This window comes from Cupriavidus sp. 05N38 (genome assembly GCF_056397345.1).
The window spans coordinates 1-20,397 of record NZ_JBFTNF010000005.1; the positions used below are offsets into that span (position 1 = coordinate 1).

The 20,397-nt window shown below is 67.2% G+C and carries 18 protein-coding genes and 1 pseudogene; 4 read left to right on the top strand and 15 right to left on the bottom strand.

From position 1 onward, the window contains the following. Positions 1–198 precede the first annotated feature (198 nt). From AC1DK4_RS05535 to AC1DK4_RS05570, 8 genes are all read right to left on the bottom strand, one after another. Positions 199–1,722: an efflux transporter outer membrane subunit gene (locus AC1DK4_RS05535; protein ID WP_441614457.1), complete on the bottom strand. Its 1,524-nt coding sequence runs from the start codon at positions 1,720–1,722 to the stop codon at positions 199–201. Next, on the bottom strand, positions 1,719–4,898 hold the full coding sequence (locus AC1DK4_RS05540; RefSeq protein WP_477131432.1) for an efflux RND transporter permease subunit: 3,180 nt from the start codon (positions 4,896–4,898) through the stop codon (positions 1,719–1,721). Before AC1DK4_RS05540 ends, AC1DK4_RS05535 begins: the two co-directional genes overlap by 4 nt. Beyond that, positions 4,895–6,091: an efflux RND transporter periplasmic adaptor subunit gene (locus AC1DK4_RS05545; protein WP_441614742.1), complete on the bottom strand. Its 1,197-nt coding sequence runs from the start codon at positions 6,089–6,091 to the stop codon at positions 4,895–4,897. The genes AC1DK4_RS05540 and AC1DK4_RS05545 overlap by 4 nt, the downstream gene beginning before the upstream one ends. A 363-nt stretch (positions 6,092–6,454) precedes the next feature. Continuing rightward, entirely contained in the window at positions 6,455–7,492 is a 1,038-nt protein-coding gene (locus AC1DK4_RS05550) for a hypothetical protein (protein ID WP_441614461.1), read from the bottom strand. Between the two features lie 90 nt (positions 7,493–7,582). Next, the gene (locus AC1DK4_RS05555) at positions 7,583–8,152 is read right to left on the bottom strand and encodes a GNAT family N-acetyltransferase (protein WP_441614463.1); all 570 of its coding nucleotides are present in this window, start codon (positions 8,150–8,152) and stop codon (positions 7,583–7,585) included. A gap of 72 nt (positions 8,153–8,224) precedes the next feature. Next, positions 8,225–9,043 (bottom strand): polyphosphate kinase 2, encoded by an 819-nt coding sequence (ppk2, locus tag AC1DK4_RS05560; protein WP_441650417.1) that lies wholly within the window; start codon positions 9,041–9,043, stop codon positions 8,225–8,227. 250 nt (positions 9,044–9,293) lie between these two features. Continuing rightward, complete coding sequence (locus tag AC1DK4_RS05565) at positions 9,294–10,319, bottom strand: AraC family transcriptional regulator (RefSeq protein ID WP_441614467.1); 1,026 nt, start codon at positions 10,317–10,319, stop codon at positions 9,294–9,296. A gap of 236 nt (positions 10,320–10,555) precedes the next feature. Then, a complete protein-coding gene (locus AC1DK4_RS05570; RefSeq protein ID WP_441614469.1) occupies positions 10,556–11,047 on the bottom strand; it encodes a nitrate reductase associated protein in 492 nt (163 codons plus the stop codon). Positions 11,048–11,289: 242 nt separating this feature from the next. Between AC1DK4_RS05570 and AC1DK4_RS05575 the strand changes: the two are divergent. Next, positions 11,290–11,826: pseudogene (locus tag AC1DK4_RS05575) on the top strand (molybdopterin dinucleotide binding domain-containing protein); the annotation flags it as partial. A 38-nt stretch (positions 11,827–11,864) separates the two neighbouring features. On the opposite strand, the gene AC1DK4_RS05580 reads toward AC1DK4_RS05575, so the two are convergent. Continuing rightward, positions 11,865–12,584, bottom strand: coding sequence for a TetR/AcrR family transcriptional regulator (locus AC1DK4_RS05580; protein WP_441614744.1), 720 nt, complete (start codon positions 12,582–12,584; stop codon positions 11,865–11,867). 170 nt (positions 12,585–12,754) lie between these two features. On the opposite strand from AC1DK4_RS05580, the gene AC1DK4_RS05585 reads away from it, so the two are divergent. Next, on the top strand, positions 12,755–12,919 hold the full coding sequence (locus AC1DK4_RS05585) for a nuclear transport factor 2 family protein (protein ID WP_441614746.1): 165 nt from the start codon (positions 12,755–12,757) through the stop codon (positions 12,917–12,919). A gap of 20 nt (positions 12,920–12,939) precedes the next feature. Beyond that, complete coding sequence (locus AC1DK4_RS05590; RefSeq protein WP_441614471.1) at positions 12,940–13,371, top strand: VOC family protein; 432 nt, start codon at positions 12,940–12,942, stop codon at positions 13,369–13,371. 276 nt (positions 13,372–13,647) lie between these two features. Here the strand turns inward: AC1DK4_RS05590 and AC1DK4_RS05595 are convergent, their stop codons facing one another. The 6 genes from AC1DK4_RS05595 to AC1DK4_RS05620 form a co-directional block, all read right to left on the bottom strand. Then, the gene (locus AC1DK4_RS05595; protein ID WP_441614473.1) at positions 13,648–13,893 is read right to left on the bottom strand and encodes a hypothetical protein; all 246 of its coding nucleotides are present in this window, start codon (positions 13,891–13,893) and stop codon (positions 13,648–13,650) included. Positions 13,894–14,071: 178 nt separating this feature from the next. Continuing rightward, positions 14,072–14,413 (bottom strand): hypothetical protein, encoded by a 342-nt coding sequence (locus tag AC1DK4_RS05600; protein WP_441614475.1) that lies wholly within the window; start codon positions 14,411–14,413, stop codon positions 14,072–14,074. 267 nt (positions 14,414–14,680) lie between these two features. Continuing rightward, positions 14,681–16,135: an efflux transporter outer membrane subunit gene (locus AC1DK4_RS05605; protein WP_441614477.1), complete on the bottom strand. Its 1,455-nt coding sequence runs from the start codon at positions 16,133–16,135 to the stop codon at positions 14,681–14,683. Further along, positions 16,132–17,061 carry an efflux RND transporter periplasmic adaptor subunit gene (locus AC1DK4_RS05610; protein WP_441614479.1) on the bottom strand — a complete coding sequence of 310 codons (930 nt, stop codon included), beginning with the start codon at positions 17,059–17,061 and terminating at the stop codon, positions 16,132–16,134. Before AC1DK4_RS05610 ends, AC1DK4_RS05605 begins: the two co-directional genes overlap by 4 nt. After that, on the bottom strand, positions 17,058–17,270 hold the full coding sequence (locus AC1DK4_RS05615) for a DUF1656 domain-containing protein (RefSeq protein WP_441614480.1): 213 nt from the start codon (positions 17,268–17,270) through the stop codon (positions 17,058–17,060). The genes AC1DK4_RS05610 and AC1DK4_RS05615 overlap by 4 nt, the downstream gene beginning before the upstream one ends. Beyond that, the gene (locus tag AC1DK4_RS05620; RefSeq protein WP_441614482.1) at positions 17,264–19,366 is read right to left on the bottom strand and encodes an FUSC family protein; all 2,103 of its coding nucleotides are present in this window, start codon (positions 19,364–19,366) and stop codon (positions 17,264–17,266) included. The genes AC1DK4_RS05615 and AC1DK4_RS05620 overlap by 7 nt, the downstream gene beginning before the upstream one ends. Before the next feature lie 115 nt (positions 19,367–19,481). Between AC1DK4_RS05620 and AC1DK4_RS05625 the strand changes: the two genes are divergently transcribed. Further along, positions 19,482–20,375 carry a LysR substrate-binding domain-containing protein gene (locus tag AC1DK4_RS05625; protein ID WP_477131433.1) on the top strand — a complete coding sequence of 298 codons (894 nt, stop codon included), beginning with the start codon at positions 19,482–19,484 and terminating at the stop codon, positions 20,373–20,375. The last annotated feature ends 22 nt before the right edge of the window (positions 20,376–20,397 follow it).

Consider the following 20,397-nt stretch of genomic DNA (forward strand, 5'->3'; position numbering starts at 1 on the left):
GTATTGCTCTTTGCCCACGAGTAGCACGCTCCGTCATCCTTTTGCTGCTGCTGCGAACTCTGGCCCTTGGCCGGGTAGGCGATCGGCTTGGATTGCGCCAGCGCCCCGAGCGGCACCATGGCGGCGACGGCAGCGCAAACCAGGCGCTTGTTCCACGTGTTCATGACAACTCCTTCATTGCAACTGCCCCGGGCTCGCTCATTTGCCGTTTGCCAGTGTGTCGGCCTGCTGCAGCGGCCACCCGGCACCCAGCGACTTGTAGAGCGAGACCATCAACCCGAACTCCGAGCCGCGCAGGCTTGACTGGTCCAGCTGCGCATTGAACAGCGCGCGCTGGGAATCCAGCACTTCGAGGTAGCTCGTGTAGCCGCCCTCATAGCGATCCTGCGCAAGCGACACATAGCGCTGCAGCGCGTCCACTTGCGTATCCTTCGCCGCGCGCTGCTCGCGCGTGCGTTGCACCCCCACCAGCGCGTCCGCGACTTCCTGGAAGGCCGTCTGGATCGCCTGCTGATACGCGAACAGCGCCTGCTGCTGGCGCGCTTCGGCTTGCTTGACATCCCCCGCGATGCCGCCGGCAGTGAAGATCGGCATGCTCACGGCGCCCGCGAATGACCACGTGCGCGCCGAGCCCACCCACAAGCCGGACAAGGCCGTGCTTGCCGCGCCGAACAGTCCGGTCAGGGAGATCGTGGGAAAGTACTCGGCGCGCGCCGCGCCGATCTGCGCGTTGGCCGCGATCAGTTGCTGTTCGGCCTGCAGCAGGTCCGGACGCTGTTCAAGCAGCGCCGACGGCAGCCCGGCGGGAATCTCGGGCGAAGTCAGCTCGCCGATGGACTTGCCGCGCTGGATGTCGGCCGGATTCTGGCCGACCAGGACCGACAGCAGGTTTTCCTGCTGCGCGACGAGCTGCTCGTAGAGCGCCACGGAGGTGAGCGCCGACGCGTATTCCGACTGCGCCTGGCTGACCTCGAGTTCGGACACCACGCCGCCTTCGAAGCGCTGCTGGAACAAGGTCAGCGCGCCTTGCCGACTGGCCAGCGTCTGCTGGGCGATCAGCAAGCGGTTGTCCAGGTCGCGCAGGCTGATGTAGCCCGTGGCTACCGCCGCCACCACGCTGACCTGGGTGCTCCGCCTGGCCTCGCCGGTGGCGACCCACTGCGCGCGTGCCGACTCGGTCTGCCGCCGGAGCCGCCCGAACAGGTCGATCTCCCAGGTAGCGAATACGTCCGCCCGCACCTGGTTGAACGGATTATTGACAGGTACGACGTTGCCCGCCCCGGTGGCCAGACGCTGGCGGCCACCGCCGATCTCCGCGCCGACCTGCGGAAAGAGCCCGGCGCGAGTCGACATCAGCCGCCCGTAGTATTCCTCGACACGCGCCAGCGCGATCAGGATGTCCTTGTTCTGCGCCAGCGCCTTGGCGATGAGGTCGTCAAGCACCGGATCGTTGAACTGGGTCCACCAGTGCATGTCGATGGCAGGGATCGCGTTGGCATTGGCATTGGCATTGGCATTGGCGCTGGCGCTGGCGCTGGCATTGGCGCTGGCATTGGCGTTGGCGTTGGCGTTTGCGTCGGCGTTTGCGTCGGCGCCGGACTGGGCAAAGCGGTACGCGTCCGGCACGTCCAGCGCCGGGCGCTGGTAGTCCGGCCCGACCGCGCAGCCCGCCAGCACGAGCGCGCCGGCCGCGGCAAGCTGCCGCCTCCGGGCGGGTTTCATGACTCCCCTCCGCTCGATGCCGGCGTCTCCGGACGGGGAGTGGGCGCCGGCGCCGCCGGCGCGCTCCCCGCGGCCTTCCTGGCCGCCCTGGCTTCCAGGCCCCAGAAGAACATCGGGATGAAGAAGATGGCAATGACCGTGGCCCCCAGCATCCCGCCGATGACCCCGGTCCCGAGCGAGCGCCGGCTCGCCGCGGACGCGCCGGAGGCGATCGCCAGCGGAATGCACCCGAGGATGAAGGCCAGCGACGTCATGATGATCGGCCGCAGGCGCAGCTTGGCGGCCTTCACCGCCGCCTCATACGGACTGAGGTGCTCCTTGTGGAGCATCTCCACCGCGAACTCGAAGATCAGGATGGCGTTCTTCGCCGCCAGCGCAATCAGCACGGTAAGACCGATCTGGAAGTACACATCGTTCTCCATGCCGCGTATCAGGATGCCCACCAGCGCGCCGAACAGCGCGAACGGCACGGCGAGCAGCACGCCAAGCGGCAGGGACCATTTCTCGTACTGCGCGGCCAGGATCAGGAACACCATCAACAGGGCGAAGCCAAACACCATGGTGGCGGTGGACCCGGCCTTCTTCTCCTCGAAGGCCTGCCCGCTCCAGCCATAGCTATACCCTTCGCCGAGCACCTCGCCGGCCACCTCCTCCATCGCGGCAAGGGCCTGGCCGGAGCTGTATCCCGGCGCCGCATCGCCGGTGATCTTGGCCGCCGGGAAATTATTGAATCGCGTCACCAGATCGGCGCCGGCCACATAGCGCGAGGTCGTCACCGCCTTGATCGGCACCATGTCGCCCTTCGCGTTGCGCGTGTAGAGCTTTTCGATATCCTCCGGCCGGGAGCGGAACTCGGGCTCGGCCTGCAGGATGACCTGGAACAGCCGGCTGTTCTTGGGAAACTGGCTGACATAGAGCGAGCCGAACATGGTCTGCAGCGCCGAGTAGACCTGTTCCACCGGCACCCCCTGCGTTTCCGAGCGTTCGCGATCCACATCGACCAGGAACTGGCGCGAGCGCGTATTGATGGTGGTACTGACGCCACGCAACTCGGGGCGCTGCCGCGCCTTGGCGATAAAGGCACGTACCCTGTCTTCAAGCTGTTGATACGTGCCGTCTCCCGTGCTCTGCAGCCAGAATTCGAAGCCGCCCGTGGCGCCGAGTCCGGGAATGGAGGGCGGATTGACCGGGATGACCAGGCCCTCCCGGTACGTGGAGAATTCCCGGGTGGCCTTGACGATCAGGTCCTCGGCGCTCTCGCCCTTCCCGCGCTCCTTGAAGCCCTTGAGCGTGACAAACAGCGTGCCGGCGTTGGTCTTGTTCTGGGAATCGATCAGGCTATAGCCGTCCGGCGTCGCCACGGATTTCACGCCGGGCTGGCGGGCGAGCCATTCTTCCGCCCGCTTCGAGAGTTCGCTGGTCCTGTCGAGGCTCGCCGCGTCCGGCAGGATCACCGCGCCCAGCAGATAGCCCTGGTCCTCCACCGGGAGGAAGGACGATGGGATGCGGGTGAACATCAAGACGCTGACGACGATCATCACGACAACCAGGCTCAGCGAGATGACGACCCGCTTGATCACCAGCTGCACCGTGCTGCCGTACCCCTCCACCATCCGGTCGAAGGACTTGTTGAACCAGCGGAAGAACCGGTTCTTCTCATGCTCGCCGGGCTTGAGCAGGATGGCSGCCAGSGCCGGKGAMAGCGTCAGTGCCACCACGCCGGACAGCAGCACGGAAACSGCSAGCGTGATGGCGAACTGCTTGTAGAGCTGSCCGGTGATGCCCGAGAGAAACGCCACCGGTATGAAGACCGCCAGCAAGACCAGCACGATGGCGACCACCGGACCACCGACCTCGTCCATGGCGKSCTTGGCSGCCTCCTTGGGYGGCATCTTGAACTCCACCATRTTSCGCTCGACGTTCTCGATCACCACGATSGCATCGTCCACCACGATSCCGATGGCCAGCACCATGCCAAACAGCGTGAGCATGTTCACGGAGAAGCCCAACGCCGACATCGCCGTGAAGGCGCCGATGATCGACACCGGCACCGCCAGGATCGGCACCAGCGTCGCCCGGAAGCTTTGCAGGAAGAGATAGACCACCAGGATCACCAGGATCACCGCCTCCGCCAGCGTGTGGATCACCTCGTTGATGGATTCCTGGACAAACTCGGTGGTGTCGAGGGCGATTTCGTACTGCAGGCCCGGAGGGAAGCTCTTCTTGAGGTCGGCAAGCGTCTTCTTCACCCCGGCGGCCACCGCCAGCGCGTTGGCTCCCGGCTGCTGGTACACGGCAAGCAGCGTCGCGGTCTTGCCCTTGTAGCGGCTGCGCAGGGAATAGTCCTTCGAGCCGAGCTCCGCCCGGCCGATGTCCTTGAGCCGCACCAGCGCCGCTCCGCTCGAGGCCGCGCGCAGGATGATGTTCTCGAAATCCTCGGGCTCGGTCATGCGGCCCTTGGTGGCAACCGGGAAGGTCTGCTTGACCGGGCCGGCCGTCGGCGCCTGCCCGATGCGCCCCGCGGAGAACTGCTGGTTCTGCGCGCTGACGGCGTTCTTGACGTCATCCACCGTGATGCCCAGCCGCGCCATCCTGTCGGGTCGCAACCAGATGCGCATGGCGTAGTCCGGCGTGCCGAAGATCGATGCCTGGTTGGCCCCCGGGATACGCTTGAGCGCATCCAGCACGTAGATATTGGTGTAGTTGTCGACGAAGTTCTGCGGGTAGCTGTTATCCGGAGAGTWGACCGCGATGACCATCATGAAGGCCGAGGACCGCTTCTGCACGGAAACCCCTTGCTTCGTGACAGCGTCCGGGAGCGTCGGAAGCGCGAGGTTGACACGATTCTGGACATCCACCTGCGCCAGCGACGGGTCGGTCCCGATCTCGAAAAAGACCGTCAGCGTCATGTTCCCCGTGGAGGAACTCGTGGACGACATGTAGAGCATGTTGTCGGCGCCGTTGACCTGCTGCTCGATCGGCGCCGCGACATTCTGCGCCACCACCTCGGCACTGGCGCCAGGATAGGTGGTCGATACGGTGATGSTCGGCGGCGTGATSTCCGGGAACTGSGCCACCGGCAGRTTGAACATSGCMACCAGYCCGCCSACCACGATGATGATSGACAGCACCGAWGCRAAGATCGGCCGGTCGATGAAGAAATGGGAGATCTTCATGGCTTGCGACCCTCGCTGCCGGCGGCGGGAGCGCTGGCGGCATGCGCGCCCGCCCCACCCTTTGCTGCCGCCGGGACTGGCTTCACCGGGGCGCCGGGCGCCAGGCGGGTGGCGCCATTCACAATCACCATGTCACCGGGCCGCAAGCCCGAGCGGATCACCCAGTTGTCGCCCGACCACTCGCCGACCTCGACCACGCGAGACTGCGCCTTGTTGTCCTTGTCGACCGTCCAGACCGACTCGCCGCGCTGGCCCTGGATCACCGCCTCCTGCGGCACGGCGACCGCCTGGGTCCGCTGCGCGCCAATCAGCCTGACCCTGACAAACTGGCCCGGACGCAACAAGCCCTGCGGGTTGGCCATTTCGGCGCGCACGAGGTACGTGCCGGTATCCGCGTTGAACGACGCGTCGGCAAAGGCAATCCTGCCCCGGCTGCCGTACACCGTGCCGTCGGCCAGGACGATCTCGACCTCGAGCGCCCCGCGCTCCGGCAGCTTCAGCGAACCGGACTGCTGCTGCGAGCGCGACTGGAGCACCTCGTTTTCCGACAGGCTGAAATTCACCCACATCGGATCGAGCTTCGCCACATAGGTCAGCAGGCTATTGGTTGGGTCGATATACGAGCCGACCTGCCTCTTCGCAAAACTGGACAAGCCATTCACCGGTGAGGTGATCGTCGTATAGCCAAGATTGAGCTTGGCGTTGACAACATTGGCGCGGGCCGCCTCGACCGCCGCCGCGGCCGCCTGCTCCTGCCCGACCGAGTCGTCGAGGTCCTTCTGGCTCAGTGCATTCTTCGCGGCAAGCGGCCGCACGCGGTTGAGATTGGCGCGCGCCGTGCTGAGCCGGGCCTGCTGTTGCGCCAGTTCGGCCTCCGCCGCGGTCAGCGCGGCCTGGAATGGCTTCTGGTCCATCCGGAACAGCAGGTCGCCCTTCTTGACCAGCGAGCCTTCTGTGTAGAGGCGCTGCTCGAGGAACCCGTTGACGCGGGCGCGGATCTCGACCTGCTGGGAGCTTTGCGTCTCGCCGACAAACTCGAACACCACCGGGACGTCGCGCAGTGCCACCGTGACGATGCCCACCTCGGTCGCGACCGCGGCGGGAGGTGGTGGCTTCTCTTTCTGGCAGGCGGCGACAAGGATAGTCGCAAGCAACAGGCAAACGTAGCGATAGCTTCGTTGTTTATTGTTCATCACGACTCCCACCCCCAAGATCCTGTGGAATCACTTCTTTTCTGCCGTACGCCGCGGTGCAGGGCGCGGTGCCGGTGCGTCAACTCGCCGCGGGGCTCCATCTGCGCTTGCCGAAAATCGATGAGCCCCGTGGAGCTCATGGCTCCGCTTTTCCTGGGGACCCTCGCCCTCATGTGTGTTTTAGATCATTCTCGTGCTTCTTGCCGAATTCTCGTACTGCATTTTTTCGATGCCGTGTTTCGCGCAAACAGGTGTGCCGTGTCACCGCCAGCGCACAGGCAGCGATCCATCCACAAGTGCGACCGCAGAGCATGCCGCGGCGAACTGTTCGACCGGTCTTGCGGCGCGCATCCGGGGCGTGCACTACAACAGGCGCTCCGCTTCATCGAGGAGCGACATCGGAGACAGCATGCCGGCGCGCGCAAAGCGCACCAGGGCAAAGGTGCGCACCAGCGGCGGATCGCCCGGGACCCGGGCGCTTTGCAGATCGATTGCATCGCCCGGTGCCGTGCTCTGTTCCGGCAGCAGCACATTCATCCGGCTCAGGCGGATGTTCCGGTGCTCCAGGGAGAACCGCGAACCCGCCTCCTCGAACACTTCGCCGAGTCCGTCGATCTGGCGCTCCAGGGCATCGGATGCCACGCCGAGCCGGGCGAGTTCCTGAGCGTTTTCCTCGATCTGTTCGCGCAGCCTGGCATGTTCCGCGGGCGCCACTTCGCTACCGCCCCCCACCACCGAGCGCATACCGGTGCCCCGCCGCTCCAGCAGATGCAAGCGCGCCTTCAGGAGCTCCAGCTCACGTTCGATCACATTGCGCCGCGACATGCCGGCGGCAAACCGGGCCAGGCCCTCCAGCGCCAGCTGATCCAGCATTCGCCGCACGATCTCCTCGCGCAGCCCGGCGTCAGTCCGGCCACAGATCCGCACCTGGTGATCGCTGAAGCAGATCGTGGTTTGCTGCACATCGGTGCGCATCACGTCTCCCTCCAGCGCGACGCCCAGCGTGTGCCGCTCGGCCATCGCCATGCCCAGCACCGCATAGGCCTCCCGCGCGTCCGGTGCGTGCTCGAAGAACTCGCGCAGGTCCGCTGAGCGGCTGAAGGCAAGCTCCACATCGTGCGCCGTACCGAAAAAGGCATGGATGTAGGGATCCGATCCCCACGCCACCGCGCTGGCTTCGCGCGGCGCAGGAAGGCCCGCCGCCAGCCCGCGGACAACGTCCAGCGCCAGCCCGATCTTCGGCCCGAGCCGTTTCTGGTAGTGCGGCACCAGGCGCAGGCGCGGACTCAGGCCGAGGACGCGCTCCGTCATCTCGGCAATCTCGTGCTTGCTCCGCTTGTCGCGCTTGCCTTGCTCGTGCGCGCCCGGCTCGCGCCGGCGCAGCAGGTCCAGTATGCTCATCGATCGGCTCCCCTCGTTGCGCGCGACCCCGCGCCACCGGTTCGTGCTGCAGTTCGCGCTCAGGCCTGTGCGCGGCTGGCGCGCCGCGGCTTATCCAGGGGCGATGCCGGCCCCGGCCGGCACCGCAAGCCGGAGCTTGACCACGCGCAGCATGGCATCGTCGGGGCATGGCGTATCGTCGAAGCCGAGCCGGCGCGCAAGGCCGCGCATGGAATGGTTGGAAGACAACACGAAGCCCTCCATCCATCGGTATCCCCGCGCGCTCGCGGCACCAATCAACGTTTGCATGAGGTGCCGCGCCAGTCCCAGCCCATGCCAGTTGTCGTCGATCGTCACGGCGAATTCGCAGACCTCGCTGCCAGGACCCGCGGCATAGCGCGCGCCGCCGACGATGACCTCTGCCTCGCCATTGCCTGTGACGGCCACCAGCGCGAACTCGCGCTCCGGCATCGGGTGGGTTGCCGATTCGAGCATGGCGTCCGGCAGTTCCCGCATGGAGGCCATGAATCGCGTATAGCGGGAATCCACCGATAGGCGGTGGAAGGCGGCCAGCAGGGCTGCCTTGTCTTGTCCGCCGATCTGGCGCAGCAGAATCTGCCGCCCGTCGCGCAGTGTCACGCGGGCGGGCAGCGATGGCTCCGGGATGGAATCGTCCGGCATGATGATCTCGCTGGTGCTGACATCAAGGGGGCGCTGGTGCGCGAACCGGGTGCAGTCCGGAGGCCGACGCCGTCAGAACCGCTCGGGGACATGCCTGTAAGGATAATCCGCCTCCTTGTAGCCGCCGGATTTTTGCCGCGCCGGCAGCTTCACCTTCTTGTGCGGCACGGCCTCGTAGGGAATCTTGTCCAGCACGTGGCTGATGATGTTGAGGCGGGCGCGCCGCTTGTCGTTCGAGTTGGCCACGTACCAGGGCGCGTAGTCTGTATCGCTGGCGAGGAACATCTTGTCGCGCGCGCGGGAATAGTCATACCAGCGGCTGTAGGATTTCAAGTCCATATCCGTGAGCTTCCAGGTCTTGCGGCCATCGTCGATGCGCGACGCAAGGCGGCGCGTCTGCTCCTCCTCGCTTACCTCAAGCCAGTATTTCAACAGGATGACACCGGAACCGATAATGGCCTTCTCGACCAGGGGCACGGCCCTCAGGAACGCTTCGGCCTGCTCCTCGGAGCAGAATCCCATGACCCGCTCCACGCCAGCGCGGTTGTACCAGCTGCGGTCGAAGATCACCACTTCGCCGGCGGCGGGAAGGTGCGAGATGTACCGCTGAACGTACATCTGGCTCTTCTCGCGCTCCGTGGGGGCCGGCAAGGCAACCACGCGGAACACGCGCGGACTCACGCGCTCCGTGAGGGCCTTGATGGTGCCGCCCTTTCCCGCGCCGTCGCGGCCTTCGAACACGATGCAGACCTTGCAGCCGGTCGCCAGCACCCATGCCTGCAGCTTGACCAGTTCGATATGCAAGCGCCGGAGTTCCTTCAGGTATTCCTTGTTGCCTAGCCGGTCCCCGGTGGCTTGCTCGTGTTCAGCCGCCTTTTTCGCGTTTGCCATGTCCGTTCTCCTCAGCCCCGCGCTTCGCCTTGCACGCTACTCCGAGATCACAACCTTAGTTTGCGTTCCGGCTTATTGCAAATCTTACTTGCGGGCAAAACAGCACTCGCGAAACGCGTCGGCGAAACGGATAACTTCTACGCTGTATCAACAGTGATACACCCGTGCGGTCGCGTTTTGCTTGCAGGCGGGGCCGCCCAGGGCGATGGCGCAAACGCCGTGCATGGGCACCGCACAAACGGACGGAGATCTATTGGCCGGCATCCCCGTGCCTTACGGTCCGCGCCTGCGCCCGCCATTGCGAAACACTGCAGCCGAACTGGCCGCCGAACCAGCGCGAGAACGCGCTCAGCGAAGAGAAACCCAGCAACGTGGCCACCTCCGAAAGCGGACGCCCGCGGTTTTCGATATACGGGATCACCAGGCCGGCGCGCACGTCGTTGACGATGCCGGAGTACGTTGCCTCCTCCTGCGCCAGACGCCGGTGCACCGTGCGGCGGTCCACGCCGAGGAACTGCGCCACGCGCTCGACCGAGCAGACGCCGGACGGGAGCAAGGCGTAGACCAGCTTCTTCACCTTGTCGGGCATGGTGGTGTTGGCCTGCGCAAGCAGCGTGCCGAGATACTGCTTCACTTGCTGCGCCATCACCGGATCATAGGAGGGCAAGGGCGACTCCAGGTCGGACGCCACGCAGATGATGCCGTCGAAGTCCTGGTTGAACTGCACCGGCATGCCGAAAACGCGCAGGTACGTGGCCGTGCTGGCAGGCGCGGCGCTTGTGAAGCAGATGCTGCGCGGACGCCACGATGCGCCCAGGAACAAGCTCAGCATGCGGAACACCACGCCTACGGCCAGATCCGTGGCCTGGCGCAGCGTACCGGGCTCGTCACTCAGGACCTGCAGGTGGATCATCACCATGCCCTCGGACTCTTCGACGCGCATGGCCAGCGCTTCGTTTTGCAGGCCCATATAGCGGACCATGGAGTCCAGCGCACGGCGCAATGTCGGCTCCTCCCGCACCACGAAGGCGAGTGGCCCGAGATTCGAGAATTCTCGCAACTCGGCCATGCGCAGGCCGAAGTCGTCAACCCGGGCCGCCTTGGCGGACATATCCAGCAGCCGCCCCACCAGTCCGGCCGCCAGCCGGATGTCGGGATCCAGCAGCGCCGCACGGCTGATCTTCGCCGCCCTTAGCTGCTGATAGGGATCAAGGCCGACGGCGCGCGCCACCTCGACATAGTGGGTGAGACTGGCACTGCGGAGATAGTAGGCCATTGCCGAAATCGTGGGTTCGCTGACTCTCCCGAAATGTAAATTGAATGTCCCGGATGGTCAAATCACTGCTGGCCATCAGCCGATATTTGAAGCAAGGAAAAACCGCTTTCTCCGCATCGGCTCCGCTGCAGCAGCGTCGGCCGCCGCTGCCCGGCAGGTCACGCCCACCGGGAATCGGGAATCGGGAATCGGGAATCTGGAATCACGAGTCGCCCGTGCCGGGCCAGAAGCACGGTCTATGCATCTGCGATGCCTGACCTGACCAGCCCGAACTCCAGCAGCGCGGGAACAAAGCAATGGTTCCTCACCCCTCTCAGGGACATCTTCGTCAGCACATATCGCTTGAGGATCGAAAGCCCGGACCAAGCCTCCCCGGTAATCGGCGCCAGTTCGGCCAAGGCGTACTGCGCCAGGACCGAGTCAGGTATTTTCGAAGCCTGGAGCCATGCCGCCTGAGCATCCGGCGGGAATGTCTCTGGCACCTTGTTAAGGTGCTTCTGCATGATGTCCCGGAGGCTGGAGGCAAAATCACCCGCGTTGCCGGCCGTGGCGGGTGGAAAACCGGCGAGCGCCTCACGGGCCTCGACGGGAAGGGCTTGCCATTCCAAAAGGGAGAATGTGTATCCGTAAAAATCCAGATTGAAGCGGAGACACATGGGCACGTATTTCAGGTTGTCACATGCCTCTATCTCAAACACAAACAATGGCAATTTCTCATAGAGAAACATGGCAATCCCCTCGGACCTTGTAGTCGGTGTGAAAAGCCAGGCGTGCCGCTGAACTCGCGATCGCCTCACGCATACCACTGCCGCATCCCTTCGTGACTGAGTATAGGACGCGAAGGGGAACCTCTCGCACGAGGAACAGCGAGACACCGGTGGCCACCAACATACCGCTGGATAGCCTGGCGCTGGCGCCAAAAGCTGGTGCCGGAGGATTTGCGACAACCGGCGGGGCGTGCCCGCCGGAGGATTACAACGCGCGCATCGCGCATCCAGGCGGATTCCACCTGCGGGTGCCCGCGCGGGAGCGGGAGTGGCACACGCCCTCGGGAAAGGCGGTGTTCCTGGTCAATGCACTGACCCCGGACTCGCCCATCGCGCGTGCGCGCGAGGCGTACGGGGAACGGCTGATGACGCTGATGACCACGCGGTCGCATGACCAGTACAACACCACGGTGTATGCGCTCGACGATCGGTATCGCGGCGTGTTCGGCCAGCGGCGCGTCGTCTTCATCAACCGCGACGACCTTGCAATGCTCGGCCTGAAGGCCGGCGAATGGATCGATATGACCACGGTCTGGGAAGACAATATCGAGCGCCGCGCCGATGGCTTCCTTCTGGTCGAGTACGACATCCCGCGCGGATGCATCGGCGCCTATTATCCGGAGACGAATCCGCTGGTGCCACTGGGCAGCGTAGCCGACGGATGCAATACGCCGACCTCCAAGTCGGTCCCGGTCCTGTTGCACCGGAGCGCCGCGCCAACGGCAGCCGGACAGGCGTGACGGGCCACGGGTACCCGGCGCCGGTGGGCGGTACAGCGCTAACGCGGGTCGCCGCCCTCGCCCTGCAGGCCCGTCTCCACCATGTCGATCAGCCGCTGCCCGATGTCGTAGGCCTGCCCCGGCGCCTGCGCCAGCAAGTGCAGCGGCCCGTCGATGACCAGCATGGACAGGCCGTGCACCGCGGACCACGCCAGGTATTCCGCGCCGGGCCGGCGCGCAGCGGGTAGCAGGCCGGCGGCGGTCATCTTGTCGAGCGCCGCGCCCAGCAGCTCGAACGGGTTCAGGCCGCTGTCGCCTTCCCTGGCCGGCATGGGCACGCCGCGCAGTTCGCCCGGCACGGAAAAGGCCGTGCGGAACAGCCCCGGCTCGGCCAGGGCGAAACGCATATAGCCGGTGCCGACCGCGCGCAGGCTGGCGCGCGCCGCATCCGCTGGCGGCGCTGTCCCGTCGACCTCGGCGAGATCGGCCTCGATCGCCATGGCCAGCGCCGACAAGGCCGCGAAGCGCACCGCCTGCAGCAGGTCGTGGCGGCTGGCGAAGTGCCGGTACGCGGCATTGGGCACCACGCCGGCACGCCGCGTGGCCTCGCGCAGCACGACCGCATCCGGGCCGCCGTCGCGCGCCAGGTCCATGCCGGCATCGAGCAGCGCGCGCCGCAGGTCGCCATGGCGATACGTATTGCGGGCCGGAGCGCCGGCCGGCGCGTCCGGGGGTACCGCCGCAGGTGCGGATTGCGCCGCCTCGCCTGGTTCCGACATGGCGGCGGCACCCTTGCCAGCCGCCCGGCCCGCGGTGCCGGAAGTGCGCTTGGCACCCGTCATTTTTCCTCCATGTGGACAGCGTCCATTTTCTCGACTATGGTAGTGGACAGTGTACACAACGATGTGGCCGGATCACAGCAGCGGCGCCCATCACGCAATCCGGCGAAATCCGGCGCAATATCGACGCAGCGTGTGACCAGCACCCCCAGGGCGGCGCGCCGCAGGAGGCCTGGGTGCGCGCCACCTTGTGTTTTCGCAAGATCGCCGGCCGGTGGCTGGTGGTGCACGAGCATGCATCGGTGCCGATGCCGCTCGATCCCGAACGACCCTGAGAACGCCATAAGGAGACAAAATGCTGGTCCAACCCTACCTGTTCTTCGAAGGCCGCTGCGAGGAAGCGGCGGAGTTCTACAAGCGCGTACTGGACGCGAAAGTCGAAATGCTGATGCGCTTCAAGGAAGCGCCGCCGCAACCGGCAGGCGCGCCCGAGGGATGCGCGCCCGCCCCCGGCGACGCAGAGAAGGTGATGCACATGGCCATGCGCATCGGCGAAAGCACGGTGATGATGTCCGACGGCCGTTGCAGCGGCAAGCCGAGCTTCGAAGGCATCGCGCTGTCGGTAAGCGTGCCCGATGCGGCTGCCGCGGACCGCGTCTTCAACGGGCTGGCCGAAGGCGGCCAGGTCCAGATGCCGTTGGGCGAGACCTTTTTCGCGCACCGCTTCGGCATGACCGCCGATCGCTTCGGCGTGTCGTGGATGGTAATCGCGGAGAAGAAGCCCTGAGGCACTTCCTTGCCTGGCGGCGCTGACCGGACGGCGCCCCTGGTTCTGCCGGTCCGACCCGATCCAGGCGCCACTTGCTGCGCGGCGGCCGTAAAGCCCGCCGCGCCGGCTTCTCCCTTCCCGCCCTTCCCGCCCTTCCAGCCCTTCCCGCTTTCCTTTTCATTGCGCCGTCGCTACGCCGTCAAGGCGGGTGACTACGCGATCGAATCCCGGCGGGCACCTTGCTGGCCGCGAGCGTGCGCCCGCGCGCGCCTTGCGATCCGGCCGGTCTCACGCTCAGGGCGTGACGCTGGGCGCGGTCGCGGCTGTGGCGGCGGGCACGGCCGACGGCGCGGCCGGTGCCGCCGCCCCCTGCGCTTGCAAGGGGCAGCGCGCCTGCGCGCTTGCCCGCCTGGCCTGCGCCTGCTTCTGGGCGCGCGCGCGTTCGATCACGGTCCAGTCGGGACCGGCCAATGCCGGCAATGATGCAGCGAGTGCCGAGACGCTTGCCAGCGACAGCACGATCTTGTTCAGGGAAATCATGGGGAGGGTGAGACTGTTGGTTGGTACTGCGGGGGACTGCGGGGGACTGCGGTGAACTGCGGTGAACTGCGTGGCGTGGCGTGGCCAGGGACAATCTGCGCGCAACGCGGCGGCAGCGGTCTCGCCGGCCGGCCCGGCCCCGGGCGGAGGATTCCCGGGGCCGGGCCGGTTGCGCCGGTCAGGCGCTGGCTTTGCCTGCCACGCCGCTGTGGGACGGCGTTGCCGACACACCGGTCAGGTCGCGGCCAGCCAGGTCGAGCGCCGCGGCGCCATGGGCGCCATCGGTGAACGCATCGCGGCGGTCATTGACGCGCGCACCGTCGGTAAACGGGTCGCGGCGGTCATTCGCGCGGGCGCCGTCGGTGAACGGGTCGCGCTTGCCGTTGTGCAGGTTGTAGCCGTACTTGTCGCCGGCACTGGTGCTATCTTTCGGACCCTGTGCACTGGCTTGCGTCGATGCCATGACGCAAAGGCCAAAAGCGGCTGCGGAAACGAGGGTCGTGAAGAGCTTCTTGTTCATGATTGCTGCTGGAGTCCAGAATGGGCGGCACTTTCCACTTGTGGTGGAGCGGGATAGGCGGATCTGCGTCCCGCATGTCGTCTGTTTCGCCTTTTTGCATGTACCGGCGCGGTCGGAAGCGCGGTACAGACGACAGTGTAGCCATCGCCTAGCATTCCCGTGATGAATTAATATTCTGCATTCCAGTCGGAATTTTCACAGTATTGGCCGCGGCTCTGCCATGCCGGCGCAGCCGGGCGCGCCCCACGCAGCAACGCCTCCGCGCGGTCAGTGATGCTCGCCTGTGTTCTGCGCCACCTTCGGGCTGTTCTGCCAGCCGCCCCCGAGCGCCAGGAACAGATTGACCTGGTCCATCGCCACCTGGCTGTCCGACGCGGCCAGCGCCGCCTCTGCCGCTGCCAGCGTCCGGTCGGCATCGAGGCTGGACAGATACGGCGTGCGCCCGGCCTGATACAGCTGGCGGTGTTGCCGCGCGGCCTCTTGCGCGTCATCGCGCGCCACGCGCAGCGAATGGTTGCGCTCCAGCTCGCGCGTGTAGTCGCTGAGCGCGCCCTGCGTTTCCTGCAGCGCCTTCAGCACGACGCCGTCGAAACTGGCCAGCGCGGCGTCGGCACCCGCTTCCATCGCGTGAATGCGTGGCCGCACGCCGTTGGTCGGCAGGTTCCAGGTGATCAGCGGCCCGATGCCCCAGCGCGCCGTGGGCCCGCTGCCGAGGTCGCCGAGGATGCCGCTGAAGCCGGCGGATGCGCCGATGCGGATCGAGGGATAGAGATCGGCGGTCGCCACGCCGATCCTGGCGGTGGCCGAGGCGAGCTCGCGCTCGGCCTGGCGGATGTCGGGCCGGCGCCTGAGCAGCGCGGCGCCGTCGCCGACAGGCAAGGGTTGCCGCAGCCTCGGCTCTTCATGGCAGGCGAACTCCGCTTCAGGCAGCGCGCCGGGTGGCTTGCCGAGCATGACGGCGAGGCGCCAGGCGGCGCCTTCCTGCTCCGCCTTGAAGCGCGGCAGCGCGGCGCGCAAGGTCTCGGCCTGCGCGCGCGCGCGCAGCAGATCGGCGGGCTGGCCGCGGCCGGCGGCGACCAGCTTGCCGGTAATTTCCGCGCCGCGCTCCTGCAGCGCAAGCTGCTGCCCGGCGACGTCGAGTTCATGCGTGGCGGCGCAGCCCTGCACATAGGCACGCACGGTCTGCGCCACCACGCCGACGCGCGTCATGTCGAGCGCGGCCTGGCTGGCTTCGGCACTGGCCAGCGCGGCCTCGTCGGCGCGCGCGAGCTTGCCGAAAAAATCCACCAGGTAAGACACCGCGAAACCGACATCGCCGAGGCTGAAGACCGGGACCTTTTCCTTGAGCAGGAAACTCTCGCCAGCCACCTGCGCGCGTTCGGCCTTGGCGGAGATCGCCGCCTGCGGCAGGTTCTCGGCCTCCACCTCGTGGTAGACCGCCACGGCGCGCCGCAGGTTAGCGGCGGCCACGCGCACGCTGGTATTGGCAGCGAGGGCCTGCCGCACCAGCCGGTCGAGCCTGGGGTCGTCATAGAGCCGCCACCAGTCGTCCGGCACGGCGGCCACCGATACCGCCGCATCCTGCGTGCCCCGCAGCGGGCCATTGGCCTCGGGCGCGCGCATCATCGCGTGCGCGGGCACCTTGTAGTCGGGGCCGACCGTGGTGCAGGCGAACAGCAGCGGCATCACCGCCGGCAGCCATGCCAGGCGGAGCTTGCTCATTGCGCCGCACTCCCGCTGGCACCGTCGCCGGGGGGTGCGCGCCGCGCGGCCACGACCTGGCGCGGCACGGCCACCGACACCGTGGCCGTGCGGCCCGAGACGAGCTGCATGTCGGCCGGGACGTCGTCCAGCACGATACGCACCGGGATACGCTGCGCCAGCCGCACCCAGTTGAAGGTGGGATTCACATTGGGCAGCAGGTTGGCGCCGCTGCTGCGGTCGCGGTCCTCGATGCCGGCTGCAATGCTCTGCACGTGGCCGTGCAGCGTGACGTGCTCGCCCATGATGCGCACCGCTACCGGGCTGCCGATGCGGATGCGGTGCAGCTTGGTCTCCTCGAAATACCCTTCCACATGGAAGGAGCCCGCATCGACCATCGACAGCACCGGGCGGCCGGTGCTTACATAGTCGCCCAGGCGCGGCAGGCGATCGTTCAGGATACCGTCGACCGGGCTGGCCACGCTGGTGCGCGCCAGGTTCAGGCGCGCCACCCCGACCGCGGCCTCGGCCTGCGCCAGCGCCGCTTCGCCTTCCTGCACGCGGGCCTGCCCTTCCTCCACCACCTCGGTGGCGACCACCTCGCTCAGCGCGTGGTTGCGCGCGGCCTCGCGGCGCGCCTGCGCCAGCGTCGCGCGCAAGGCGGCCGCGTTGGCCTGCGCTTGCTGCAGCGCCAGCCGGTAGCGGTCCTGGTCGATCACGAACAGCACCTGGCCGCGCCGCACGCGCTGGTTGTCCCTGACCAGGATCTGCGTGACCAGGCCCGACACGTCAGGCGCGACCTGCACCACGTCGGCACGCACGTGGCCGTCGCGCGTCCACGGCGCCACGGTGTAGTAGTCCCACAAATGCCTGACGACAAACAGCGCTGCCACCGTAGCCAGCAAGGTCAGCGCCACGGGGACCAACAAACGGAACTTGATTTTCATGATTGCAGCCAGCGGGCCAGGGCGACCACGCCGCCGAGCACGATCAGGTAGAGGGCGAGGTTGAAGAGGGAACGGTGCCAGACCAGCCGGTAGAAGCCAGCGCGGGCGAGCAGCGCGCGCAGGCAGGCGGTCATGGCGAAGCTGACCAGCATCAGCGCGAGCAGGCTGGGCACGAACACGCCGTAGACATCGATCTCGGCGCTCAGCATGGTTTCTCCACCGGCGCGCGCGGCAGCGCCGGCGGCGCGGGTACCTTGCCAGTGGGCGCGTGCGGCTGGGCGTGGTAGAGCGTGACCTGCAGGGCGACCAGCGCGGCCAGCGTCTCGCGCACCGCATCGCCGGCGGCCGCATTGTCCACGCCATCGTCCACGCCATCGGCCTGCGCCGCGACCTCGCCGATGGCCTTGTCGATGCGCGCGGACAGCGCCTCGGGCGGCGCCATCGCGTGCCCGGCTTTCAGGCGCGCGCGGAAATGCGCGGCGGCGCCGTTGAGCACGCGCGTGACCGCGCGCCGCGCGGCCGGACGCAGCGCCGCCAGGTTGCGCTGCAGCGCCAGCGCGCCGAAGCCGACCTGCAGTTCGGCGAAGCCGTCGGTGGACATCTTGTCGTCGCTGGCCGCCAGGCGCGGCACCAGCTGGCCGAGGCGGTCCAGCATGCGGCTGCCGAGCCGGGCCTGCTCGGGCGCTTCCCCGCGCGTGGCGGCTTGCGCCAGGTCCTTCCAGCTGGCGCGGATCAGCCGGTGCGCGGCCACGCGCGCGCCGAACGGCCGCGTCGCCATGAACCACAGCGGCGCGAACAGCATGCCGCCCACGCTGGCCAGGCTCGTATTGAAGGTGCCGAGGAAGTTGGCGTCGTAGACACTCTGGAAGTTGCCGAACGATGCCGTATTGACCGACAGCAGCATGGCGATGAGGTTGAAGCCGGGACGCGAGATCAGCATGCCGATGGCCATATAGGGCACCGCCAGCATGCCGACCAGCGTCTCGAAGTTATGGGCCTGCGGCACCACCAGGAACAGGTAGAAGCACGACACCAGGAAGCAGATCACGCTCCAGCGCATGAAGGCGCGCGCCACCGGCCTGGGCTCCTCGACGGTGGCGAAGAAGCAGCTGGTGATGGTGGCCACCACCACGGCGCCGGCACCGTCTTCCCAGCCCGAGGCGATCCACAGCAGGCCCGCGCAGAACACCGCGAGGCTGGTCGAGCAGGCGTAGTACAGCAGCATGCCGTGGTCGTGATGGTGCGCCCGGTCCGCCGCGCGGGCGCGGTAGCGCAGCACCGGCGCGGCGGCCTGGCCCGCCCCGCGCTGGTCGCCGATGCCGCGCTGCAGGGCGTGGCAGTCTTCGCACAGCGCCGCGAGCGTGCGCAGCTGATCGTTGGCGGTGGCCACCAGGCCGGCATGCCAGCCCGGCGCCTTGCCGTATTCGCGCCAGGGCGCGGCCGCCGGCCCGAGCGCGGGCGCCGGCCCGTGGAAGCCGGCATGGATCCAGGCGCGCATGTCGGCCATCTGGCGCGCGAGCTGCGCCGGCATGCCGTGCGCATGGGCGCGCAGCGCCTGCAGCAATCCTGCCAGCGAGGACAGCACCGGCAGCAGCATGGTCATGCGCTCGCGCAAGGCGCGCGCATGGCGCAATGTGTCGGCGCTCTCGGTATCGTAGGAAAGCTGCGCGATCAGCTGGTCGAGCGCGAGGATGTCGGTGGCCAGGCGGTGCCGGCTGCCGTGGCGCGAGGCATTGGCGTCGGGCTCGGGCGAGAGCATGTCGGTTGCCCACAGCGCGGCATCGGCCAGCCAGGTGGCGGAACGGGCGCGCAGCGCCGGCGCCACCTTGGCCGGGAAGACGATCGAGCCGACCAGCCCGGCGCACAGGATGCCGACCACGATCTCTTCGATGCGCGCCACGGCAATGGCGAAGACCTGGGCGGGCTCGCTGACGGCGGGCAGCGCCACGATGGGCAGCGTGTACGCGGCCAGCAGGAAGATATAGCTGCGCGGCGTGCGCTGCAGTAGCGAGAAATACAGCAGGGCGCCGGTCCACAGCGCGATGGCAGCCATCAGCAGCACCGGTTCGTTGACCAGCAGCGGCACCGTGGCGACGGCGCCGGTGGCGCCAAGCAGCGTGCCCGCCACGCGGTAGGCGGCCTTGGAGCGCGTGGCCCCGGTCAGCGGGTGGGAAACGAAATAGACGGTTGCCATGGCCCAGTAAGGGCGGGGCAAACCCAGCGCCAGCGCGATATAGAGCGCGAGCATCGAGGCGGCGAATGCCTTCAGTGAAAAGAGCCATTGCCGTGCGCTCGGCCAAGCCATGACGCAAACCTGTAGAAGAGCGGTGGAATGGAAGTGTAGCCAACTGGCGCTCATTCCGAACATGATTTAAAATTGACGATCACATTCGCTTTTTTCATGGATCAGGAAGCCGCCCGTGCCCATCGATATCCGCGCCCTACGCTATTTCGTCGAGACCGTGCGCCTGCAGAGCTTCACCCAGGCGGCCACCTCCCTGTTCGTCACCCAGTCCACCATCAGCAAGATGGTGCGCCAGCTGGAGGACGAGATCGGCCAGYCACTGCTGATCCGCGAGGGCAAGCAGGTACGGCTGACCGATGTGGGGCGCGTGGTCTACGAGCGCGGGCAGGAGGCGCTGGGCGTGGTGCACCGGCTCACGCTGGAGGTGGCCGATCTTTCCTCGCTGGGGCGGGGCCAGCTCACGGTGGGCATTCCGCCGATGGCCAACCTCTTCTTCACCCCCGCGGTGAGCGCCTTCCGCCAGCGCTACCCCAACCTGGAACTGAGCCTGGCCGAGCATGGCGGGCATACGGTGGAACAACAGGTGGCCAACGGCGAACTGGAGGTCGGCGCGACCGTGCTGCCCGGCGACAGTGGCCTGGCGCTCGCGACGCGCGAGTTTGCCAAGTACCCGATCTGGGTGGCAGGGCCGCGCAAGGCAGGCTGGGCCAGGAACAAGACCGTCAGCCTGGCGGCGCTGCGCGACGAGCCGCTGCTGCTGCTGACCGACGACTTCTCGCTCACGCGCAAGCTGCGCGTGGCCTTCATGGAGGCCCGCGTGGAGCCGCGCATCGTGGCGCAAAGCGGGCACTGGGATTTCCTCGCCTCGATGGCGGCGGCCGGGCTCGGCACCACCTTTCTGCCGCAGCCGCTGCTGGCCAGGGTCCAGCTCGACGACAAGCTCGCCGTGGCGCGCCTGACCGAACCCGCGATGGACTGGGCGCTGGCGCATATCTGGTCGCCGGGACGCTACCTGTCCCACGCGGCGCGCGCGTGGTTCTCGATCTGCGAGGAAGTGCTGGGGGCCTGAGGCAGCGTGCGGCGTGCGGCGC